Consider the following 15,785-nt stretch of genomic DNA (forward strand, 5'->3'; position numbering starts at 1 on the left):
CCGTACGACGCGGCCTATGCGGTATTCCTAGGGGGTAGAAGTGGACAGTCTGACCGTTCCCGGTGGCAAGGAAAAAGTCCCCGCATCCATTGACAGAGAGTTGCTCCGTGAAGTGTGCGGACGGTTTGTGACCGGCGTGGTGGTGATCACCTTCCAGGGGGCGGACCGGGAGCCCGCGGGACTCACCGTGAATTCCTTCACCTCGGTGTCTCTGAGGCCGGCGCTCGTCCTGTTCTGCGTCCACCACAATTCCCGGGCGCTCACCGCGGTACGGAAGGCCGGGGGGTTCGCGGTGAACATCCTCGCCGCCGACCAGAAGGAGCTGTGCCGGGCGTTCGCCGCCCGCGAGACGGCCCGCTTCGCCGGACCCGCCCACCGCGGGGGCGCGACGGGATCCCCCCTGATCGCCGACTCGCTGGCCTACCTCGACTGCCGCGTCCACGACATCGTCCCCGGCGGCGACCACGCCATCGTGCTCGGTGAGGTCGTCGACCTCGGACTGCTGCGCGAGGAACCACCGCTGACGTTCTTCCGCAGCGCCCACCCGCGGCTGGAGGTCCCCGCATGACCGCCCTCGTCGACCACTCGCCGGCCACCGGCGCGCAGGACATCACACCGCGCACGGTCGCCCTGCGCCTGCTGGGACCTCTGGAGATCGTTGTGGACGCCAGGGAGGTACCGCTCCCGCAGCGCAAGCTGCGGCAGCTGCTCGCCACCCTGCTGATCCGCCCCAACTCCACCGTCTCCAACGAGACGCTGATCAGCGAACTGTGGGGAGACCACCCGCCCGCCACCGCGCTGGCCGCCGTCCGGGTCTACGTCTCCCAGCTGCGCAAGTTCCTCATCCGGCACAACCTCGACGGCCGCTGGTGCACGCTGCGCACCCGGCCCCCGGGCTACCAGCTCCAGGTCAACGACGGTGTCCTCGACACCGTGTGCTTCGACCGGATGTGCGCGCTGGCCGCCGAGTCCGCCGAGGCGGGCCACCACGAACCGGCCTCGCGGCAGTACCGGGAGGCGCTCGCGCTGCGCCGCGGACCTGCCCTGCAGGACCTGCGCGAGAGCCCGGCGCTGCTCGGGACCGCGGTGCAGTACGACGAGGCGTGGATGGCGGCGCTCAAACGGCGCATCGACCTCGACCTGTTGCTGGGCCGGCACCTCGAACTCGTCGGCGAGCTACGGCACCTGGTGGCCGAGGAACCGCTCAACGAGGGGTTCTGCGCCCGTCTCATGGTCGCCCTGCACCACAGCGGGCGCAGCGGCGACGCCCTCGCCGCCTACCGGCTGACGCGCGGCCGGCTCATCGAGGAACTGGGCATCGAACCCGGTCTCGAACTGCGCCTGGCCCACCAGACCGTCCTCACCGACGACGCCGCCCTGCGACTCCGGGCCAGGGCCACGGCCTGACAGCAAGTGCAGCAATTCCGGATAAGACAACACCGCCGCACGGTGCAAGACTCGCGGTGGTCGCGCCTCACAGGGTGCCGCACGCGTGCGGTCCGGGTGCGCCCGCCCATCAGGAGAGTTCGAGGACGGGACGGACGGCGGCCGTGACGGGACGGATCCGCCCCCTGCGCCGTGGTCCGCCGTCGTGCGATCCCGCCCAGAAAGCGGAGTGATGACGAACTTGTCCCCTCAGGCGCGGGGCGCGCACCGAGCCCGTGCGTCCCACCGTGCTGCGGCCACGCTGCTCGCCCTGACGATGCTGCTGCAGATCGGGCTCGCCGGAGGCTACATCGGCGGTGACTACGACTCGATGGAGATGCACGACATCAACGCCCGGGTGATGGTGGTCGCCGCGCTCCTCACGCTCGCCACGGCCATCTGGCTGCGGCGGGCCGGAGGGCCGGTACGGCCGGTCGCGACCTCGGTGGCGATGCTGGTCGCGCTGGTGCTGCAGATGGTCCTCGGCATGGAGCGGATCGTCGCCGTCCATGTGACGCTCGGCGTACTGATCGCGTGCGCCGTCACCGTGCTCGTCATGCGGGCCTGGACGATGCCGCTGCCGACCGGGGCCCGTCGCGCCAGTGAAGCGGGACGTGAGGCGGAGACCGTCTCATGAGGCGACGTCAGTTCCTCGGCGGCACTGCGGTGGGTGCCGCCGCCATCGCCGCCGTCTCCGCGCCGCTCATCGGCAGCGCCCTGCGCCGGGCGGACGGCTCCAGCCCCGGCCGGGTCCTTGCCTCTCGGGCCGAACTGCCCAAGCCCTACCAGGTGTCGCTGCCGCTCCCCGACGTCCTGGACCCGGTGAGCAGCGGCGGCGGCACCGATGTGTTCGAACTGACCCAGCGGGTCGCCGACCTGGAGATCCTGCCGGGACTGCGCACACACGCCTGGACGTACGGAGGGACCTTCCCCGGACCGACCGTGGTGTCCCGCTCGGGGCGGCGCACCCAGGTCCGGCATCGCAACGAACTTCCCCAGCCGAGCGTCGTCCATCTGCACGGCGGCCACACACCCGCCGACAGCGACGGCTACCCCATCGACGTCGTCCTCCCCGTGGGCGGCGTGATCTCCGCCGAGCAGGCCATGAAGGCCATGACGGAGGGCATGCCCGGGCACGGCGGTCACGCCGGGCACGGCGGTGTCAGCGGCATGGCCGCGGGGGAGCGCTCGTACACCTATCCGATGGAGCAGCGGGCGGCCACACTCTGGTATCACGACCACCGGATGAGCTGGACCGGTCTGGGGGTCTGGAACGGGCTCGCCGGCTTCCATCTGGTCCGCGACGACGAGGAGGAGCGGCTGCCGCTGCCCCGGGGCGACCGTGAGCTGCTCCTGCTGATCTCGGACCGGTCCTTTGAGGAGGACGGTTCCTTCCGCTACCCCCTGATCGACCCGGAGCTCGGTCGGCCCGGAGTCGCCGACGACTTCATGGACGGGGTGCTGGGGGACGTCGTCCTGGTCAACGGCGCGCCGTGGCCGGTGCACCGTACCGAGGGGGCCCGCCACCGACTGCGTCTGCTCAACGGCTCCAACGCCCGCCCGTACCGCCTGGAGTTCGACCCGAAGCCGTCCGGTGGTGACGCCTTCGTCCAGATCGGCGGCGACGGCGGACTGCTGGAGCGGCCGGTGCGGCACGACGCCGTGCATCTCGGTCCCGGCGAACGCTTCGACGTGATCGTCGACTTCGCGCGCTGGAAGGCGGGCACGCGGGTCCGGCTGGTGAACACGCTCGCCGGCGGCACCGCCCACGACGTCATGGCGTTCGACGTCGTCCGTGCCCCCGCCGCCGACGACTCCCGGATCCCCGACCAGCTCTCGCGTATCGAACGGCTCGACCCGGCCAAGGCCGTCACCACACGCCACTTCCACTTCCGGCAGGGCAAGGACGGCTGGACCATCAACGACGACGGCTACCGGCCGGGGCGCGCGCTGGCCCGTCCCAAGCTGGGTCAGCTGGAGATCTGGCGGTTCACCACGAGCCTGCACCACCCGGTGCATGTCCACCTGAACCACTTCCAGGTCCTCTCGCGCAACCACGGCGATCCCGGTGCCTACGACACCGGCTGGAAGGACACAGTGGATCTGCCGCCCACCGAGGCGGTGGAGGTGGCGATCCGCTTCACCGACTACGCGGGGACCTTCATGCTCCACTGTCACAACCTGGAGCACGAGGACATGGCGATGATGGCCGATTTCGTCGTGGAGTGACGCGACGGTCTGACAACGCGGTATCAACGGGGCGGGTGTTCTCCTCAGGGCAATACCCGCCCCGGTCCGCGTCTCCGCCCGGACGCGCCGCTCTGATCCCCGCGACAGCCGCTTTATCGGGGCTTTTGCGGGGTGGGTCACCATGGCTCCATGCGTAATGCCCTGCGCGGCCTGATGCGATTCCTCTCGGATACGCTCATCGCCTACGGCCAGGTGTACTTGTGCCTTCCGGCACCGGAACTCGCCGTACCCGCACCCGGACATCCCGAACGCCTGTGCCCGGACGTCCCACTGACCGAAACGGAATACGCGCTCGCCCGCCAGCTGGCGGAGGACCGGCGCCCGAAGGAACACGGCCGGGGCGAGCGGGGATGAGTGGCGCCGCAGCGGCCCAGGCCCCGTCACACGGCGCGGTTCGCGGGCGCCGCCCCCTGTCCCTCCTCGGCCGCCGCACGCCGGTCCGTGAACCGCCCGACGGCCGTGATCACGAGCAGTACCAGCGCCGCGACCGCGGTCAGCGTGCGCAACCGGTTGAACATGTCCCACCGCTCCAGGATCTCCACATGGTCGGCCGGCGGCGTGGACACAGCCCACTTCTTGATACGGGCGTTGATCGGCACGTTCCCGAACCGGGTGATGAGGAAGGACGCCAGGACCAGCAGCGCCGCCCCTGCGGCCAACAGCCGCTCCCGGCCCCGGGTGACCACCGCCAGCACCAGCGAACTGAGCATCGAGGTCACCATTGCGGTCTGCATGACCGGCGAGTTCATCTTCATGAGTTCGGCATGGAACGACAGCCGCATGTCCATCGGCACCTCCCAGAACGTAGGTGCGAGATTCACCGCCCCATAACCGAAAGCACCGGCGAGAAGACCGGTGGCGGTCAGCGCGATTCCCTTCACCCAGCGCACACGCAAGACGTCTCCCTCTGCCGGAATCGTTTTCAGTTCAGGACGGAAGGATATCCCGGTCCCCTCCGGTCTGACTTCGACTTCCCTCCCGCTTCCGCCGGTTCACGATATCGGGGGCCAGGGCCGGAACCGCGGCGCACGGACGAGAAGGCGTCACGTACGGACAACTCACCGGACCCGACGGATCCCCTACGAGTTCCCGTCGAGTCCCCTGTCTGGAGGTTCCATGTCCCTCGAAGCGCGGGCCGGGTCGGGCACCGAGACCCTCCCCGCCCCGCACCCCAGCCGCCACCCGGCCGTGGCCCTGATGGTCATCGCCGCGGCGGAGCTGATGGTGGTGCTCGACGCGACGATCGTGAACATCGCCCTGCCCAGCATCCAGACCGGCCTGGACATCTCCGGCGGCGGGCTGGCCTGGGTCGTCAACGCCTACGCGCTGGCGTTCGGCGGACTGATGCTGCTCGGCGGCCGGGCGGGCGACCTCTTCGGCCGCCGACGCGTCTTCCGCTTCGGCATCACCCTGTTCGTGTGCGCCTCCCTGCTGGGCGGGCTGGCGCCCGTGGCCGGTCTGCTGATCGGAGCGCGGGCCCTGCAGGGCGTCGGCGCGGCGATCGCGGCACCCACCGCGCTGTCCCTGATCGCCACGACCTTCGCCGAGGGCAGGCACCGCAACCGCGCCATGGCGACCTACGCGGCCATGGCCGGCGTCGGCTCCACCGTGGGACTCCTCCTGGGCGGGCTGCTCACCCAGTACGTCGGCTGGCGTTGGGTACTGCTCGTCAACATCCCCATCGGGCTCGGTGTGCTGGCCGGCACGGTCGTCCTCGGGGAGGCCGACCGCGCGCACGGCAAGGCCGACATCGCGGGTGCGGCGACGGGCACCGCGGGCCTGCTCGCCCTGGTGTACGCCATCACCCGCGGCGGGCAGGACGGCTGGACGGACGCATGGACGGTGACGTCCTTCGGCACGGCCGCGGTGCTGCTCGCCGTGTTCCCGCTGACCCAGGTGCGGGGCACGCATCCCCTGCTCCCGCCGCGCATCCTGCGCGACCGCAGCCGCGCCGGCACCTACGTCACCCTGTTCCTCGTCGGCACGGGCATGTTCGCCACCTTCTACTTCCTGACCCTGTACATGCAGCACGTACTCGGCTACGGCGCGATCCGGACGGGCCTCGCCTACCTGCCGTTCAGCACCGGGATCGGCATCATGGCGGCCGTCGGATCCCGGCTCGTCGTCAGACACCCACCACGCGAGCTGGCCGCCCCCGGACTCGCCGTGGCCGCGGCCGGCATGATCTGGCTGAGCCGCCTGACCCCGCACTCCTCGTACTGGGGCACCCTGATGCCCGGCATGCTCGTGACGGCGCTCGGCCTCGGCGCCACCTTCGTGCCGCTGACCCTCGGCGCCGTACGGGGCGTCGACGACCGGGACTCGGGCAGCGCCTCGGCTCTCCTCAACACGGCGCAACAGACCGGCGGCGCACTCGGCCTGGCCACGCTCGCCACCCTGTCCACCGCGGTCGCCGACCGCCGGGTCCCCCATGCCGACGCCGCGTACTACACCGGCCTGCGCGACCGCGACCATGTCCTCGCCACCCAGGCCCAGGCCGCCATGACCCACGGCTACACCCGAGCCTTCCTGGGCTCGGCCGCCGCCTTCACCGCAGCCCTCCTGATCGCCAGCCTCACCATCAACACGGGCCCCCAGGACCGAACGGTCCCCGACAGCCCACAGGGGTTGTCCTGACGGGTCTGTCAAACCAGCGGTGCAACCAGGGTGATTGAGATTACCGACGGGCTGCCGACAGGCGGCCGTCGAAGGTGACGTCGAAGGCGTAGGCACTGCATGGCGGATCTGCCGGGACAACCGCTGGTGGGCGTGTTCGGCGAGAAGCGTGGTGGGGGCTGGGAGGCCGGCCCCCCGGTGCACGACGGTCTGGTCCGCCGTGTCTTCACCGTGGCCTGTGTGAACCGGCTGTGGCTCGCCGACTTCACCGAGCACGCCACCGGCGAAGGCAAGGTCTATCTCTGCGCGGTCAAGGACGCCTTCAGCAACAGGATCGTGGGCTACTTCATCGACGAGCGGATGAAGTCCCGCCTGGCCGTGGCCGCTCTGGGCAATGCCGTGGCTCGGCGTGGAGAGGTCGGCGGTTGCATTGTGCACAGTGATCGCGGATTGCAGTTCCGGTCCCGGAAGTTCGTCCGGGTGCTGGACCGCCACCGGATGGCCGGATCGATGGGGAGGCTCGGAGCTGCCGGTGACAACGCGGCCGTGGAACGTCCTCGACCGCCGTGTCTGGGCCGCCCGCGAAGAACTCCGGATCGCGATCGTGACCTGGATCGAGCGGACCTGTCACCGACGTCGCAGACAAGCCTCACTTGGCCGGCTGACCCCCATCGAATTCGAGACCGTCATGACCACGCCGGCCCTTCAGGCCGCGTGACCGCACCTGTCACCCGAACCTGCATCAGTCCCACCTGACGAAGCACTTGCCAAGGCGCTGGACGGTGTCGCCGCTGCGAGGACGCGTCTTGAGGAGTGGCAGCAGGAAGCAGATTCCCTGCTGGCTTCGGTGTTCCTGGACAAGACGGCCGCTGTGGCGCGGTCGCGGATCATTGCATCGGGCCGAGGTCCTGCGGCTGCGTGTCGAGGCCGCATCGTTGCTGGACGACCTGGGCCACACGGTGCGCACCAGGTTTCCCTGCCGTGTCGCCTCCCGCTGGCGTGAGACCGAGGCTCAGACAAGCGCCGGACCATCGCAGGGCGCTTACGCGGCCGTGCTGGACACGACCGAGAGTCTGTTGTGCCATACGGCGCAACTGGCATTGGCACTCGCCTGGTCTTCAGGCATCGAGCTCGGATCGGCCACCGCCGTCAAGGACAGGCTGTCCGCCGGACGTGGTGGTCCCGGGTTCGGTGATTGGGCCTTCGTCCTGCAAGGGGGTCTCCACCAGCCGCAAACTGCGTGCTCTGCGACCAGGACACCCGCTTCACGACCTGAGGTCTCTGCTCGGCAACAAGGAGACTGCCCGGGCTCGCCAATGACTGAGCGACCGCCGCAACGACCAGGCACACCTGCGGCGTATCGACCCCGTGGGCCCGCCGCGGGCCACTCGGAGGCCCTTGCCGACCTGACCGGCCTGTTGGAGGCGGCGAGGTTTCTCGCGGACTGGCCTCTACTGCACCTCACGACCGTCCGCTGGGATGCACTCACCCGGACTGCCGCACTCGAATACCGTGAGCTGACAGGCGATCATCCGGTCGTGCCGACCCGCACCATGACGGTGCCCCGCAACGACCTCGAGGCCGGCAGCCTCTGCCTGCGCGACAGCGACCACGAGCTGCACCTTCTGCGCCCGTTCCTGATCGGCCGTGACTGTCCTACGTGCCGGCTGTGGTCCACCTTCCACGTGGACCGGGCTCCCAAGGGCAAGGTCATCCTCAAGAGCCTGGAGCACGGACACGCCGTCGAAGACGCCTCGCCGGCACTGCGGGCCGGCCTGGAGCATGTACAGCTGCTGTGACACCCGGGACGGTGTAGTCCGCTGGCCCCGGGGTGTCCGTGGCCGAGCACATCCTGCGGTCGCTGCCCAGGCTGCTGCGGTCCGGCGGGAGGCCGCACCGGCTCGAGGGGCCGAAGGTGATGTTGGGCAGAACCCGGTCGCGCCGGTGGGGGTAGTGCGTGGTCAGGGCGTCGATCGGCAGTCGCTTGGCCAGTTGGTGCCGTGGCACGTGCAGGGCGCCGCCCAGGCTGCGCGCTCTGCACCGCCATCAGCCGGGTACGGTCCGCGTTCGTGGCCGGCCGGACGCTTGCTCGGGCATGCCGGAGTGCGCCCTGGGGGCGGGCCTGGGCAGGGTGAGTTCGAGGGCGCGCATCGACCGGCGTGCGTGACCTGCGGTCCTCGCGCCCGGCTCGGTGGCCGCGCCCGCCGGGACGGCGTCGCCCCGCAGGCCCCGGACGCGCTGAAGAGCCCGCGGAGGAGGCGGGCCGCAGCAGCCAGATGATTGCCAAGGTCTCGACGCCCTGCGCTCCAAAGACATGTTCCCGCCGAGGTCGCGGCTCAGACGGTATCCGCGCCTGCGACCACAATGGCTATGTCATCGGTATCGCCCCCGTCCGTCCTGACGGTTGTGGACAGACCGCACAACTTCATCTCCGCCTCCGGACCATGCGAAAGTGTGCTCCACGGAAAGTCAGCCCAAGTGCCGTCTATTCCCGGGCGAGCTTGACGCCCTGCTGTGCGCATCAACCGGAATCGGCTGCCGTCTAGAGTCCGGTTGGACCCCTTCGCCCATCCGCCCTGCTTCTCCGCAACGGCGTCCAGAGTGCCGGCACGGGCGGACTCGGTCACCAGTCCGCGGCACGGTCTATGCCCGGTGGTCGCATCTCCAGGTTGGCGCGGGCGCCGAGTTGGGCGAGGACGTCACCCTGTTACCCTCCTGACCTGCGAAGATAATAAGAACGGGCCCTCCTTTGAGGGCCCGTTCTTATCGCCGGTCGCCGCAACTCGGGCAACTCTTAGGGGGCTACCTCGTGGGCGCCGAGGTCAGCTGGGCAGGTGCCGACGTGTGGCGGGCCTTGGACTTGGTGACTTTCGTGACCTTGTACGTGTCCGTCCAGGCCCGCAGGGCGGTACCCGTGCCCTTCTTCACCCACGAGTTCTTGCCGGGGATGCAGGCGGAAGCGGTCGGGCTCCACCAGCGGTACGTACCGTGCTGCTCGTAGACGTCGAACCGGTACTGCTTGTAGCCCATCCCGGCCCGGACCAGGTACCGCGCCTTGTCCTTCAGATCGAGCTCGACCCTGTCGGTGAAGCTCTGGGTCTTGTTGACCTCGAAGCCCAGCCCGATGCCGATTGCCTTCTCGGTCATGCCGAAGGTGGCACTGACCTTGTTGGAGACTTCGAACTTGTACTCGAAGATCTTCTTGCCCGGCCCGGGAATGCTGGTCACGTGGGCAGGGTCGTCGGGCCACTCATAGACGGTCTTGACGAACTTCTTGTTCCGGATCTCCAGCCGGCCGGTCAGGCAATCCCGGCCTTGCTTCTTGGACTGCTTCTGCTCGGCCGCCGCGTTGGCGACCGTGTCGGTGGTCTTGCCGGTGGCCGTATCAGCGGTGAAGGCGCCGCTGATGGTTGCGGTGATACCGCCGGCCAGCAGACCCGCGGCGACAGCGGCCACCGTTATCGACCGGATCGTTCGTACACGTGCGCTACGCATGCTCATGCTCCTTGAGCTAAAGGCTGAGTGGGATGGGGCCGGGCTTTATCGGCCTGCCACGGCTGTGATTGCGCCTGCCTGCGGTCGTCGACACCAGCGGATCGGCAGGTGCGGCCCGGCAGCGCCCGACGGCGCCTTCGACTGGGGGCGCCACCCGGCGTGCGGGGCGGTGGAAGAAGCGTCGTCGCGCAGCTCCGGCCGGGGCAAGGCCCATCGGCGGCTGGGACAGTCCGGCCTTGTCCGTGCAGGTCAAATGGAGTGTCCACGCCTGCTTCGCGCACTGCCTACGAGGGCTTTCCAGGGGTGGACACACCCGGACTGTCCCGGACGCCTCAAGATCTGGCGAGACACCCTCGAGCCCGAACAGCCTCCTTCACGGGCCGCGAAATCCCGGCCTCTCGAAGGAGGTTGTAATGACTCAGCAGACCTTGCTCACGTCCCCGCGGCGCAGGCCCAAGGAGAAGAAGGAGCAGACGTCCCGGCGAGCGCCGCAGCGGGCCCAGGCGCCGGTGTCGCACCGCAGACCGCGCAGCCACAGCGTCAAAGGCCGTACGCGGAGTGGAGGTTGGCGGTGGCCCGTGCTGGGGCTGGTCGTGGCGTTCGTGCTCTCGTTGCTGGCGGGTGTGCTGCTGGGCGTGCACGGCCCGTCGGGAGCGCCCTCGGGTGCCCGGCCGGCGGTCACCCTGCAGCCGGAGTCACCGGACGTGTCCGACCGCGCGCGGGAGGTGCCGGCACCCGGCCCGACCCAGAAGCCTGCCGGGCCGGGCACGGCCCAGGCCAAGCCTGCGGGCGTCAAGAAGGTCACGCTGCGGCCGGGGGACACGCTCTGGGCACTGGCCCACACGCACACAACGACCGTGAAGACCCTGCAGCGGCTCAATGACCTGGGGTCGTCGACGCTGATCTACGCGGGGAAGACGTTGCGTGTGCCAGCCGTACCGGAATCCCCCGACGCCGCACGCCAGCCGGCGGCCACTGCGCCGGCGACCGCGCCGAAGCCGGCTGTGAAGTCCCCGAAGCCGGCCATCGAGTCCCCTGCGAAGTCCGCGCCGGACGCCGTCATCGCCTACGCCCGGGCACAGTTGGGCAAGCCCTATGTCTGGGGCGGCACGGGGCCGCGCGGCTACGACTGCTCCGGCCTGGTGATGCGGGCCTGGCAAGCGGCCGGGGTGGAGCTGCCGCGCACGACCTGGGGCCAGATCCACGCCGGGAGGGCGACCACCCGGGCACACCTGGTGCCCGGTGACCTCGTCCTGTCCTACGGCGGCGGCCATGTCGGGCTGTATCTGGGCGACGGCAAGGTCATCCACGCGCCGCGTCCCGGCCGCACGGTCACCATCGCTCCTCTCCCCGATCCGTCCGACGTCGTCGGCTACCGGCACATCACCCGGTGACGGAGACGGAAACCGCCATGGACGCCTCACGCCAGGTCTGCGCCACCACCGCCCCTTCGGCCTCTTGGTCAACTCGCCTTCGCAGTAGCCTCTTTGGGACATGCGAACGACAAGGGGGAGATATGGGGACGCAGCCCGATCCGACGGCCGCACGCACACCGGCGGAATTCATCGCCACCATGCGGCAACTGCGCGTCTGGGCCGATCTGAGCTACCGGCAACTGGAGCGCAGGGCCGCCGACGCCGGGGACGTCCTGCCGCGAGCCACGATCTCCGGGGTACTGGCACGAGCGGACCTGCCTAGGGAAGAACTTCTGGCCGCCTTCGTCCGTGCATGCGGCGGCGACGCCGCCACTATCGACGCCTGGCTGTCCGCCCGCCGCCGCCTGGCGATGAGCATGGACCCAGCGGTACCGGACGGCGCACGTGACGCGGCACAAGCCGGGCCGGTCCCCGACCGCCTGACCCCAGCCGATACAACGACCGCCGACAGCGCGCAGGCGGAAACGAACGGGCCGGCGCCCACCAGCGCAGAGGGCGAACCGGACGATGCCACGGCGCAGCACCCCTCACCGACCCCCACGAAGCCGGGCGGGAGTACCTCCCGCACCCGTTACCTGCCGATGACACTGACCGGCGCCTGTGCTGCCGCAGGCGTCCTCACGCTCGCGCTCTGGCCCCACGGCAAGCCCATCACGGCACAGCCGGAGGACAAGCCCAGCACCAGCGCCCCCTCAAACCCCGTGAACGCCGCGCCCACCAGCGCTTCGCCCTCCGCGCCAAGCAGCTCCCCGTCCCCCGCCCAGCAGACCACCGCTGCCCCCGCCCCGCAGCCCACCCGGACTACGGCCAAGACCCACACGCCCACCCCCAGCCCGGCTGCCCCTGACATGCCCGCGGCGGGCTGGGTACGGATGCACCCGGCGAGTTCAGCGAGTCTGTGCATCACCGAAGGCAGGGAACGCAACGGCCGCACCGACCGGGAGATCGCCGTGCAGCGGCCCTGCGCCGAAGCCCCGCAGCCGCGGGTGTACCTGGAATCCCTCGACAACCAGATCTACCGCATCAAGTGGCACCACCCCGAGCATGGCTGGGGCTGCCTGGGCGTCGACGAAAGCCTGATCGAGGGCTCGCAGCTGATGTCGCCGGGCGACTGCACCGACGCACCGGGCCTTCGCTACCGCCTGGAGCCCTCCGGCAGCGGCTACCGCCTGCGCCCCCTGGACAGCGGCCTGTGCATCGGCATCCTGCCCCCGCGCACCGACGGCGCCGAAGCCGTCCAGGCCGAGTGCACCGGAGCCAACGACCAGGTATTCCGCTTCAGCCGCCTCTAGATGTGCTGTCCAATATGAGGTTGGTGGCACGACCGCGATCACTGCACGGCCGGGCCCACCCCCAGGCCCCTGTCACCAACGCCGCCCTACCCGCACGACAACTACACCTGGGTCTGACCACGGGGAACAGCGGGCTCAGACCCAGCGGGCGGCACTTCACAGCCACGTCAGGATGTCCACTGGCTGATGTCCCAGTCCTGTGGCGTCGGTCGTGCTGCCGGCGTCAGGGCGCGGGTTCGTACGTGAGGGCCGAGTCGATGCACTTCGCCGCGAGGCGGACGAGGGTGTCCTTCTCGGTGGTGTCGGCGCTGAGGCCCCACCGGAGCTTCGTCCCTGCCCAGTCCTTCGCAAACACCACCCCGGAACTTCCTCAGCTGCAGCGGCATCACCGACGAGCCCACCAACTGGCACCCGCCGCTGTCCCTGCTCGACTTGCTCCACCTACCCGGACCGGACCCGGCGAGCATCGACATCGGACGGCTCCACCAACTCATCCGTCACGAACAGATCACCATTCCCGCAGCAGCACGAGCACTCGGAGTTACGAACGAGAGGGTCCAGGTCGTCCTCCAGGAGCACCCTGCACCTGCCACGGCCCCGCGCACACGCGAAAGCGTGATGGGCCGCTGAGAAACTAGCCTCGATCATTCATGAGGGTCCGTCAGCTTGCTGACGGACCCTTTGTGGTGAGTGCTGGTGGCGGTTTTCGGAGTCTGGGCAGGTTGAGCGCCCGACTGTCGCGTCGGGCGGGCGCCGGGTTCCACGGCTCCGGTGGGCTCGTGCTGTTCGCAGGGATGGGAAGGTGCTGGTCAGCCGGGGTTCGGGAGGACGTGGAGCCGGTCCAGGGCTTCGGTGATCACGTCGGTCCAGGGCCAGTGCTTGGCCAGGCGGAGGTAGCGGCGGCGGCCGGTGGTGATGAGCTGGGCGGCGGTGGAGAACAGCCGAAGCCGCAGGCGGCGGGGTTCCCAGAGCCGGGCTTGGCCGGTCAGGGCGAGCAGGGGCATCCAGGCCAGCAGGTCGAGGGCGATCTGGATGATCTCCAGCCAGATCTGGTTCTGCGCAGTGTCGTGCAGGGGGAGGTTGCGCAGGCCGGTGGCACGGGCGGCGCGGATGCGGTCCTCGGCCCGGGCCCGCTGGCGGTGGCGCAGTTCGAGGGTGGCGATCGCCTCGCCCGCCGTGTTCGTGGCGAAGCAGGTCAACCGCATGCCGTCGGCGTCGGTGAAGCGCAGTTGGGCGCCGGGGTGCGGCCGTTCCTTGCGCACGATCAGCCGCAGCCCCTTCGGCCAGCCGGTCAGGCAGTCGCCGGCGAGTTCGGCGACCCAGGCGCCGTCGCGGATATCGCCGTCAGGTTCCACGGCCGGTGTCCAGGCCGAGGCCGGGACCTTCAGGACGGCCTGGTGGATGGCGTCGGTGATGGTCATGCCGACCGAGTACGACAGCCACCTTCCGCGCTGGGCGAGCCAGGCGACGAACTCGTGGGTGCCGCCGCCGGAGTCGGTGCGGATGAGTGTCTGCCGTCCACGCCGCAACCGGATCGGCAGCTGGGCCAGGGCCACCTTGGTGGCCTCGATGTGGTCGGCGGCGGTGTTGGAGCCCGCGTTGCCGGGCCGCAGCAGCCCCACGACCGGCTCGCCGGACCCGCCGCGGCCGTGGTCGACGAACCCCATCAGCGGGTGGTGGCCGAACGTCTTCTTCCAGGTCGCGGTGGCGTCCTGCTTCTCGGAGTGCGCCAGGACGAGGACGCCGTCGATGTCCACGATCACCTGCCCGCCCGCGTCCGGTGCTGCGTCACCGGCCAACCGCCATACATGTTCGCGGACTTCAGCACGGGCGGTGCGCAGCGCGGCCAGAACCCGCTGTCCGCCCGCCGCCAGCGTGCTGATCAGCCGGGAGACCGTGGGGTCGGAGGCCACCGGCCCGAACACGGCCGACTCGGCCCGCAATATGCCCACATCGGCCAGACAGTTCCCGCCGAGTGCCACCGCGAGCGCGACATCCAGCAGGATCTTGCCCGGATCGTGCACCGTCCGCGGCTTGCGCCACGGCGCAAGCGCCGCCGATATCGCCGCATCCAGACCGGACTTGCGGGCCGTCTCGACCAGCAGCACCGCACCGGCCTGCGAAACCACTCCGCGACCACCGCCCTCGACGCGGACACGCGGGTAGGACTCGATACGCTTCTTCACCTGGAAAGTGCCTCCGGCGGTGGCGGGAACAAGGACCTCAGCAATCCTCATTCTCGCTGGTCAGAGGCACTTTCTGCTTTCTTGATCAGCAGTCGGACAGCCCGCCTCATGAAAGCGCGAGGCTAGTGAAGATCGTTTCCTGTCGGTTGCGATGCCTGCATGGTTACACTCGCCGCCATGCCCTTGACCTGCATGGACCTGGTTGATGAAGCCGGGGCCCTGGCTCTCGTCGGCCCCGACGCCGAGGTATTCACGATCGGCGATGCTGTCGTCGCCTTCGGCCCGGCAGAGCCCGTGATCATTGCGGATGCCGTGGACGGCGTGACCACCAGCAGCGTGTGGAGCAGCAGGGAGTTCCGGCTGCGCGGTCCGGGCCCAGCCAGGCTCGCCTCACGAATCTGGGATGCCGATCCCCGTCAACCCATGCACGTGTTCATCCGGCTCGGAGGAGAATGCATTTACCTCGGCACGGCACGCCCGGTGAGAGGTGAACAGAGCAACGACGAGTTCATGCTCTGCGTGCTGCGCCTCGACTCCCAGCTGGACCAAGAGGTGCTCGACAGAGTACGGCCGCCGACCCCGCCACCCATCCTGCCCGGCCTGGAGTGGCTCGATCACGTGAACACCGACCGCGGCAAGGCCCTTGAGCTCTTCGTCAAGGGCTGGTTCCCGGCGACCGGCACAGAAGGACCGGCCACGGACACACAGGGTTCCCTTCCATGGGCGCTGGCCAACTTCTACCGCCTGGCCGCACAGCGCCCGGCTGTCCTCGGCAGGCAGAACAGGATCCTGCCGGGCAGTGGACTGCACCCGGACAACAGCGCGGAGCGCCTCGTCTTCGGCGTCGAGAACCAGGGCTGCTGGACCTGGTCGATACCTTGGCAGCCGGGTGCCACCGACACCGATCCGACCGTCTGGTTCGAAGACGATCACCCAGTGCCCGAAACAGGAACCGCTGAGTGGGTTCCTCCTGCAGTTCCTGCTGCACGAGGTTGCGTCCTGGGAAGTGGTGTACGGGTTCGACCTGATCCGGGGGTTTGCTCCGGCATCGGGCTGATGCCCGCATAGACGAACGGCCACCGGCT

The 15,785-nt window shown here is 69.6% G+C and carries 14 protein-coding genes and 1 pseudogene; 11 read left to right on the top strand and 4 right to left on the bottom strand.

Translation table 11 applies throughout. The annotated features are described in order from the left end of the window. The first annotated feature begins 127 nt into the window (after positions 1-127). The 5 genes from ACH5AC_RS35910 to ACH5AC_RS35930 all read left to right on the top strand — a co-directional run bounded on the left by ACH5AC_RS35910 (position 128) and on the right by ACH5AC_RS35930 (position 4,029). Positions 128-568 (top strand): flavin reductase family protein, encoded by a 441-nt coding sequence (locus tag ACH5AC_RS35910; RefSeq protein WP_398866529.1) that lies wholly within the window; start codon positions 128-130, stop codon positions 566-568. Continuing rightward, the gene (locus ACH5AC_RS35915; protein ID WP_398866530.1) at positions 565-1,407 is read left to right on the top strand and encodes a BTAD domain-containing putative transcriptional regulator; all 843 of its coding nucleotides are present in this window, start codon (positions 565-567) and stop codon (positions 1,405-1,407) included. The genes ACH5AC_RS35910 and ACH5AC_RS35915 overlap by 4 nt, the downstream gene beginning before the upstream one ends. A gap of 211 nt (positions 1,408-1,618) precedes the next feature. Further along, positions 1,619-2,062, top strand: a complete 444-nt coding sequence (locus ACH5AC_RS35920) for a hypothetical protein (RefSeq protein ID WP_398866531.1) — start codon at positions 1,619-1,621, stop codon at positions 2,060-2,062. After that, entirely contained in the window at positions 2,059-3,654 is a 1,596-nt protein-coding gene (locus ACH5AC_RS35925) for a multicopper oxidase family protein (RefSeq protein WP_398866532.1), read from the top strand. The genes ACH5AC_RS35920 and ACH5AC_RS35925 overlap by 4 nt, the downstream gene beginning before the upstream one ends. Before the next feature lie 150 nt (positions 3,655-3,804). Then, entirely contained in the window at positions 3,805-4,029 is a 225-nt protein-coding gene (locus ACH5AC_RS35930) for a DUF6059 family protein (RefSeq protein WP_398866533.1), read from the top strand. A gap of 26 nt (positions 4,030-4,055) precedes the next feature. On the opposite strand, the gene ACH5AC_RS35935 is transcribed toward ACH5AC_RS35930, so the two are convergent. Then, positions 4,056-4,565, bottom strand: coding sequence for an anthrone oxygenase family protein (locus ACH5AC_RS35935; RefSeq protein ID WP_398866545.1), 510 nt, complete (start codon positions 4,563-4,565; stop codon positions 4,056-4,058). A 226-nt stretch (positions 4,566-4,791) separates the two neighbouring features. On the opposite strand from ACH5AC_RS35935, the gene ACH5AC_RS35940 reads away from it, so the two are divergent. From ACH5AC_RS35940 to ACH5AC_RS35950, 3 genes and pseudogenes are all read left to right on the top strand, one after another. After that, a complete protein-coding gene (locus ACH5AC_RS35940; RefSeq protein WP_398866534.1) occupies positions 4,792-6,312 on the top strand; it encodes an MFS transporter in 1,521 nt (506 codons plus the stop codon). 70 nt (positions 6,313-6,382) lie between these two features. Beyond that, a pseudogene (locus tag ACH5AC_RS35945) lies at positions 6,383-7,009 on the top strand (transposase); the annotation flags it as partial. A gap of 820 nt (positions 7,010-7,829) precedes the next feature. Then, entirely contained in the window at positions 7,830-8,090 is a 261-nt protein-coding gene (locus ACH5AC_RS35950) for a hypothetical protein (protein ID WP_398866535.1), read from the top strand. Between the two features lie 1,003 nt (positions 8,091-9,093). Here ACH5AC_RS35950 and ACH5AC_RS35955 read toward each other — a convergent pair. Next, positions 9,094-9,786, bottom strand: coding sequence for a hypothetical protein (locus tag ACH5AC_RS35955; RefSeq protein WP_398866536.1), 693 nt, complete (start codon positions 9,784-9,786; stop codon positions 9,094-9,096). Between the two features lie 413 nt (positions 9,787-10,199). On the opposite strand from ACH5AC_RS35955, the gene ACH5AC_RS35960 reads away from it, so the two are divergent. Both ACH5AC_RS35960 and ACH5AC_RS35965 read left to right on the top strand, forming a co-directional pair. After that, positions 10,200-11,180, top strand: coding sequence for an NlpC/P60 family protein (locus ACH5AC_RS35960; RefSeq protein WP_398866537.1), 981 nt, complete (start codon positions 10,200-10,202; stop codon positions 11,178-11,180). 122 nt (positions 11,181-11,302) lie between these two features. Continuing rightward, entirely contained in the window at positions 11,303-12,514 is a 1,212-nt protein-coding gene (locus ACH5AC_RS35965) for a hypothetical protein (protein ID WP_398866538.1), read from the top strand. A gap of 223 nt (positions 12,515-12,737) precedes the next feature. On the opposite strand, the gene ACH5AC_RS35970 is transcribed toward ACH5AC_RS35965, so the two are convergent. Together ACH5AC_RS35970 and ACH5AC_RS35975 are read right to left on the bottom strand one after the other, a co-directional pair. Continuing rightward, positions 12,738-12,872, bottom strand: a complete 135-nt coding sequence (locus ACH5AC_RS35970) for a hypothetical protein (protein ID WP_398866540.1) — start codon at positions 12,870-12,872, stop codon at positions 12,738-12,740. A gap of 451 nt (positions 12,873-13,323) precedes the next feature. Beyond that, positions 13,324-14,700 carry an IS1380 family transposase gene (locus ACH5AC_RS35975; protein WP_398866541.1) on the bottom strand — a complete coding sequence of 459 codons (1,377 nt, stop codon included), beginning with the start codon at positions 14,698-14,700 and terminating at the stop codon, positions 13,324-13,326. 177 nt (positions 14,701-14,877) lie between these two features. On the opposite strand from ACH5AC_RS35975, the gene ACH5AC_RS35980 reads away from it, so the two are divergent. Then, complete coding sequence (locus ACH5AC_RS35980) at positions 14,878-15,768, top strand: hypothetical protein (RefSeq protein ID WP_398866542.1); 891 nt, start codon at positions 14,878-14,880, stop codon at positions 15,766-15,768. Positions 15,769-15,785: the final 17 nt, after the last annotated feature.

The organism is Streptomyces sp. NPDC018693, assembly GCF_044391385.1.
Taxonomy (GTDB): Bacteria; Actinomycetota; Actinomycetes; order Streptomycetales; family Streptomycetaceae; genus Streptomyces.

What these genes read in the sequence shown, in the direction of transcription:
- ACH5AC_RS35915 (WP_398866530.1), top strand. Translation starts at nt 565, where the DNA reads ATGACCGCCCTCGTCGACCACTCGCCGGCCACCGGCGCGCAGGACATC.
- ACH5AC_RS35920 (WP_398866531.1), top strand. Translation starts at nt 1,619, where the DNA reads ATGACGAACTTGTCCCCTCAGGCGCGGGGCGCGCACCGAGCCCGTGCG.
- ACH5AC_RS35925 (WP_398866532.1), top strand. Translation starts at nt 2,059, where the DNA reads ATGAGGCGACGTCAGTTCCTCGGCGGCACTGCGGTGGGTGCCGCCGCC.
- ACH5AC_RS35930 (WP_398866533.1), top strand. Translation starts at nt 3,805, where the DNA reads ATGCGTAATGCCCTGCGCGGCCTGATGCGATTCCTCTCGGATACGCTC.
- ACH5AC_RS35940 (WP_398866534.1), top strand. Translation starts at nt 4,792, where the DNA reads ATGTCCCTCGAAGCGCGGGCCGGGTCGGGCACCGAGACCCTCCCCGCC.
- ACH5AC_RS35955 (WP_398866536.1), bottom strand. Translation starts at nt 9,786, where the DNA reads ATGCGTAGCGCACGTGTACGAACGATCCGGTCGATAACGGTGGCCGCT.
- ACH5AC_RS35960 (WP_398866537.1), top strand. Translation starts at nt 10,200, where the DNA reads ATGACTCAGCAGACCTTGCTCACGTCCCCGCGGCGCAGGCCCAAGGAG.
- ACH5AC_RS35965 (WP_398866538.1), top strand. Translation starts at nt 11,303, where the DNA reads ATGGGGACGCAGCCCGATCCGACGGCCGCACGCACACCGGCGGAATTC.
- ACH5AC_RS35980 (WP_398866542.1), top strand. Translation starts at nt 14,878, where the DNA reads ATGCCCTTGACCTGCATGGACCTGGTTGATGAAGCCGGGGCCCTGGCT.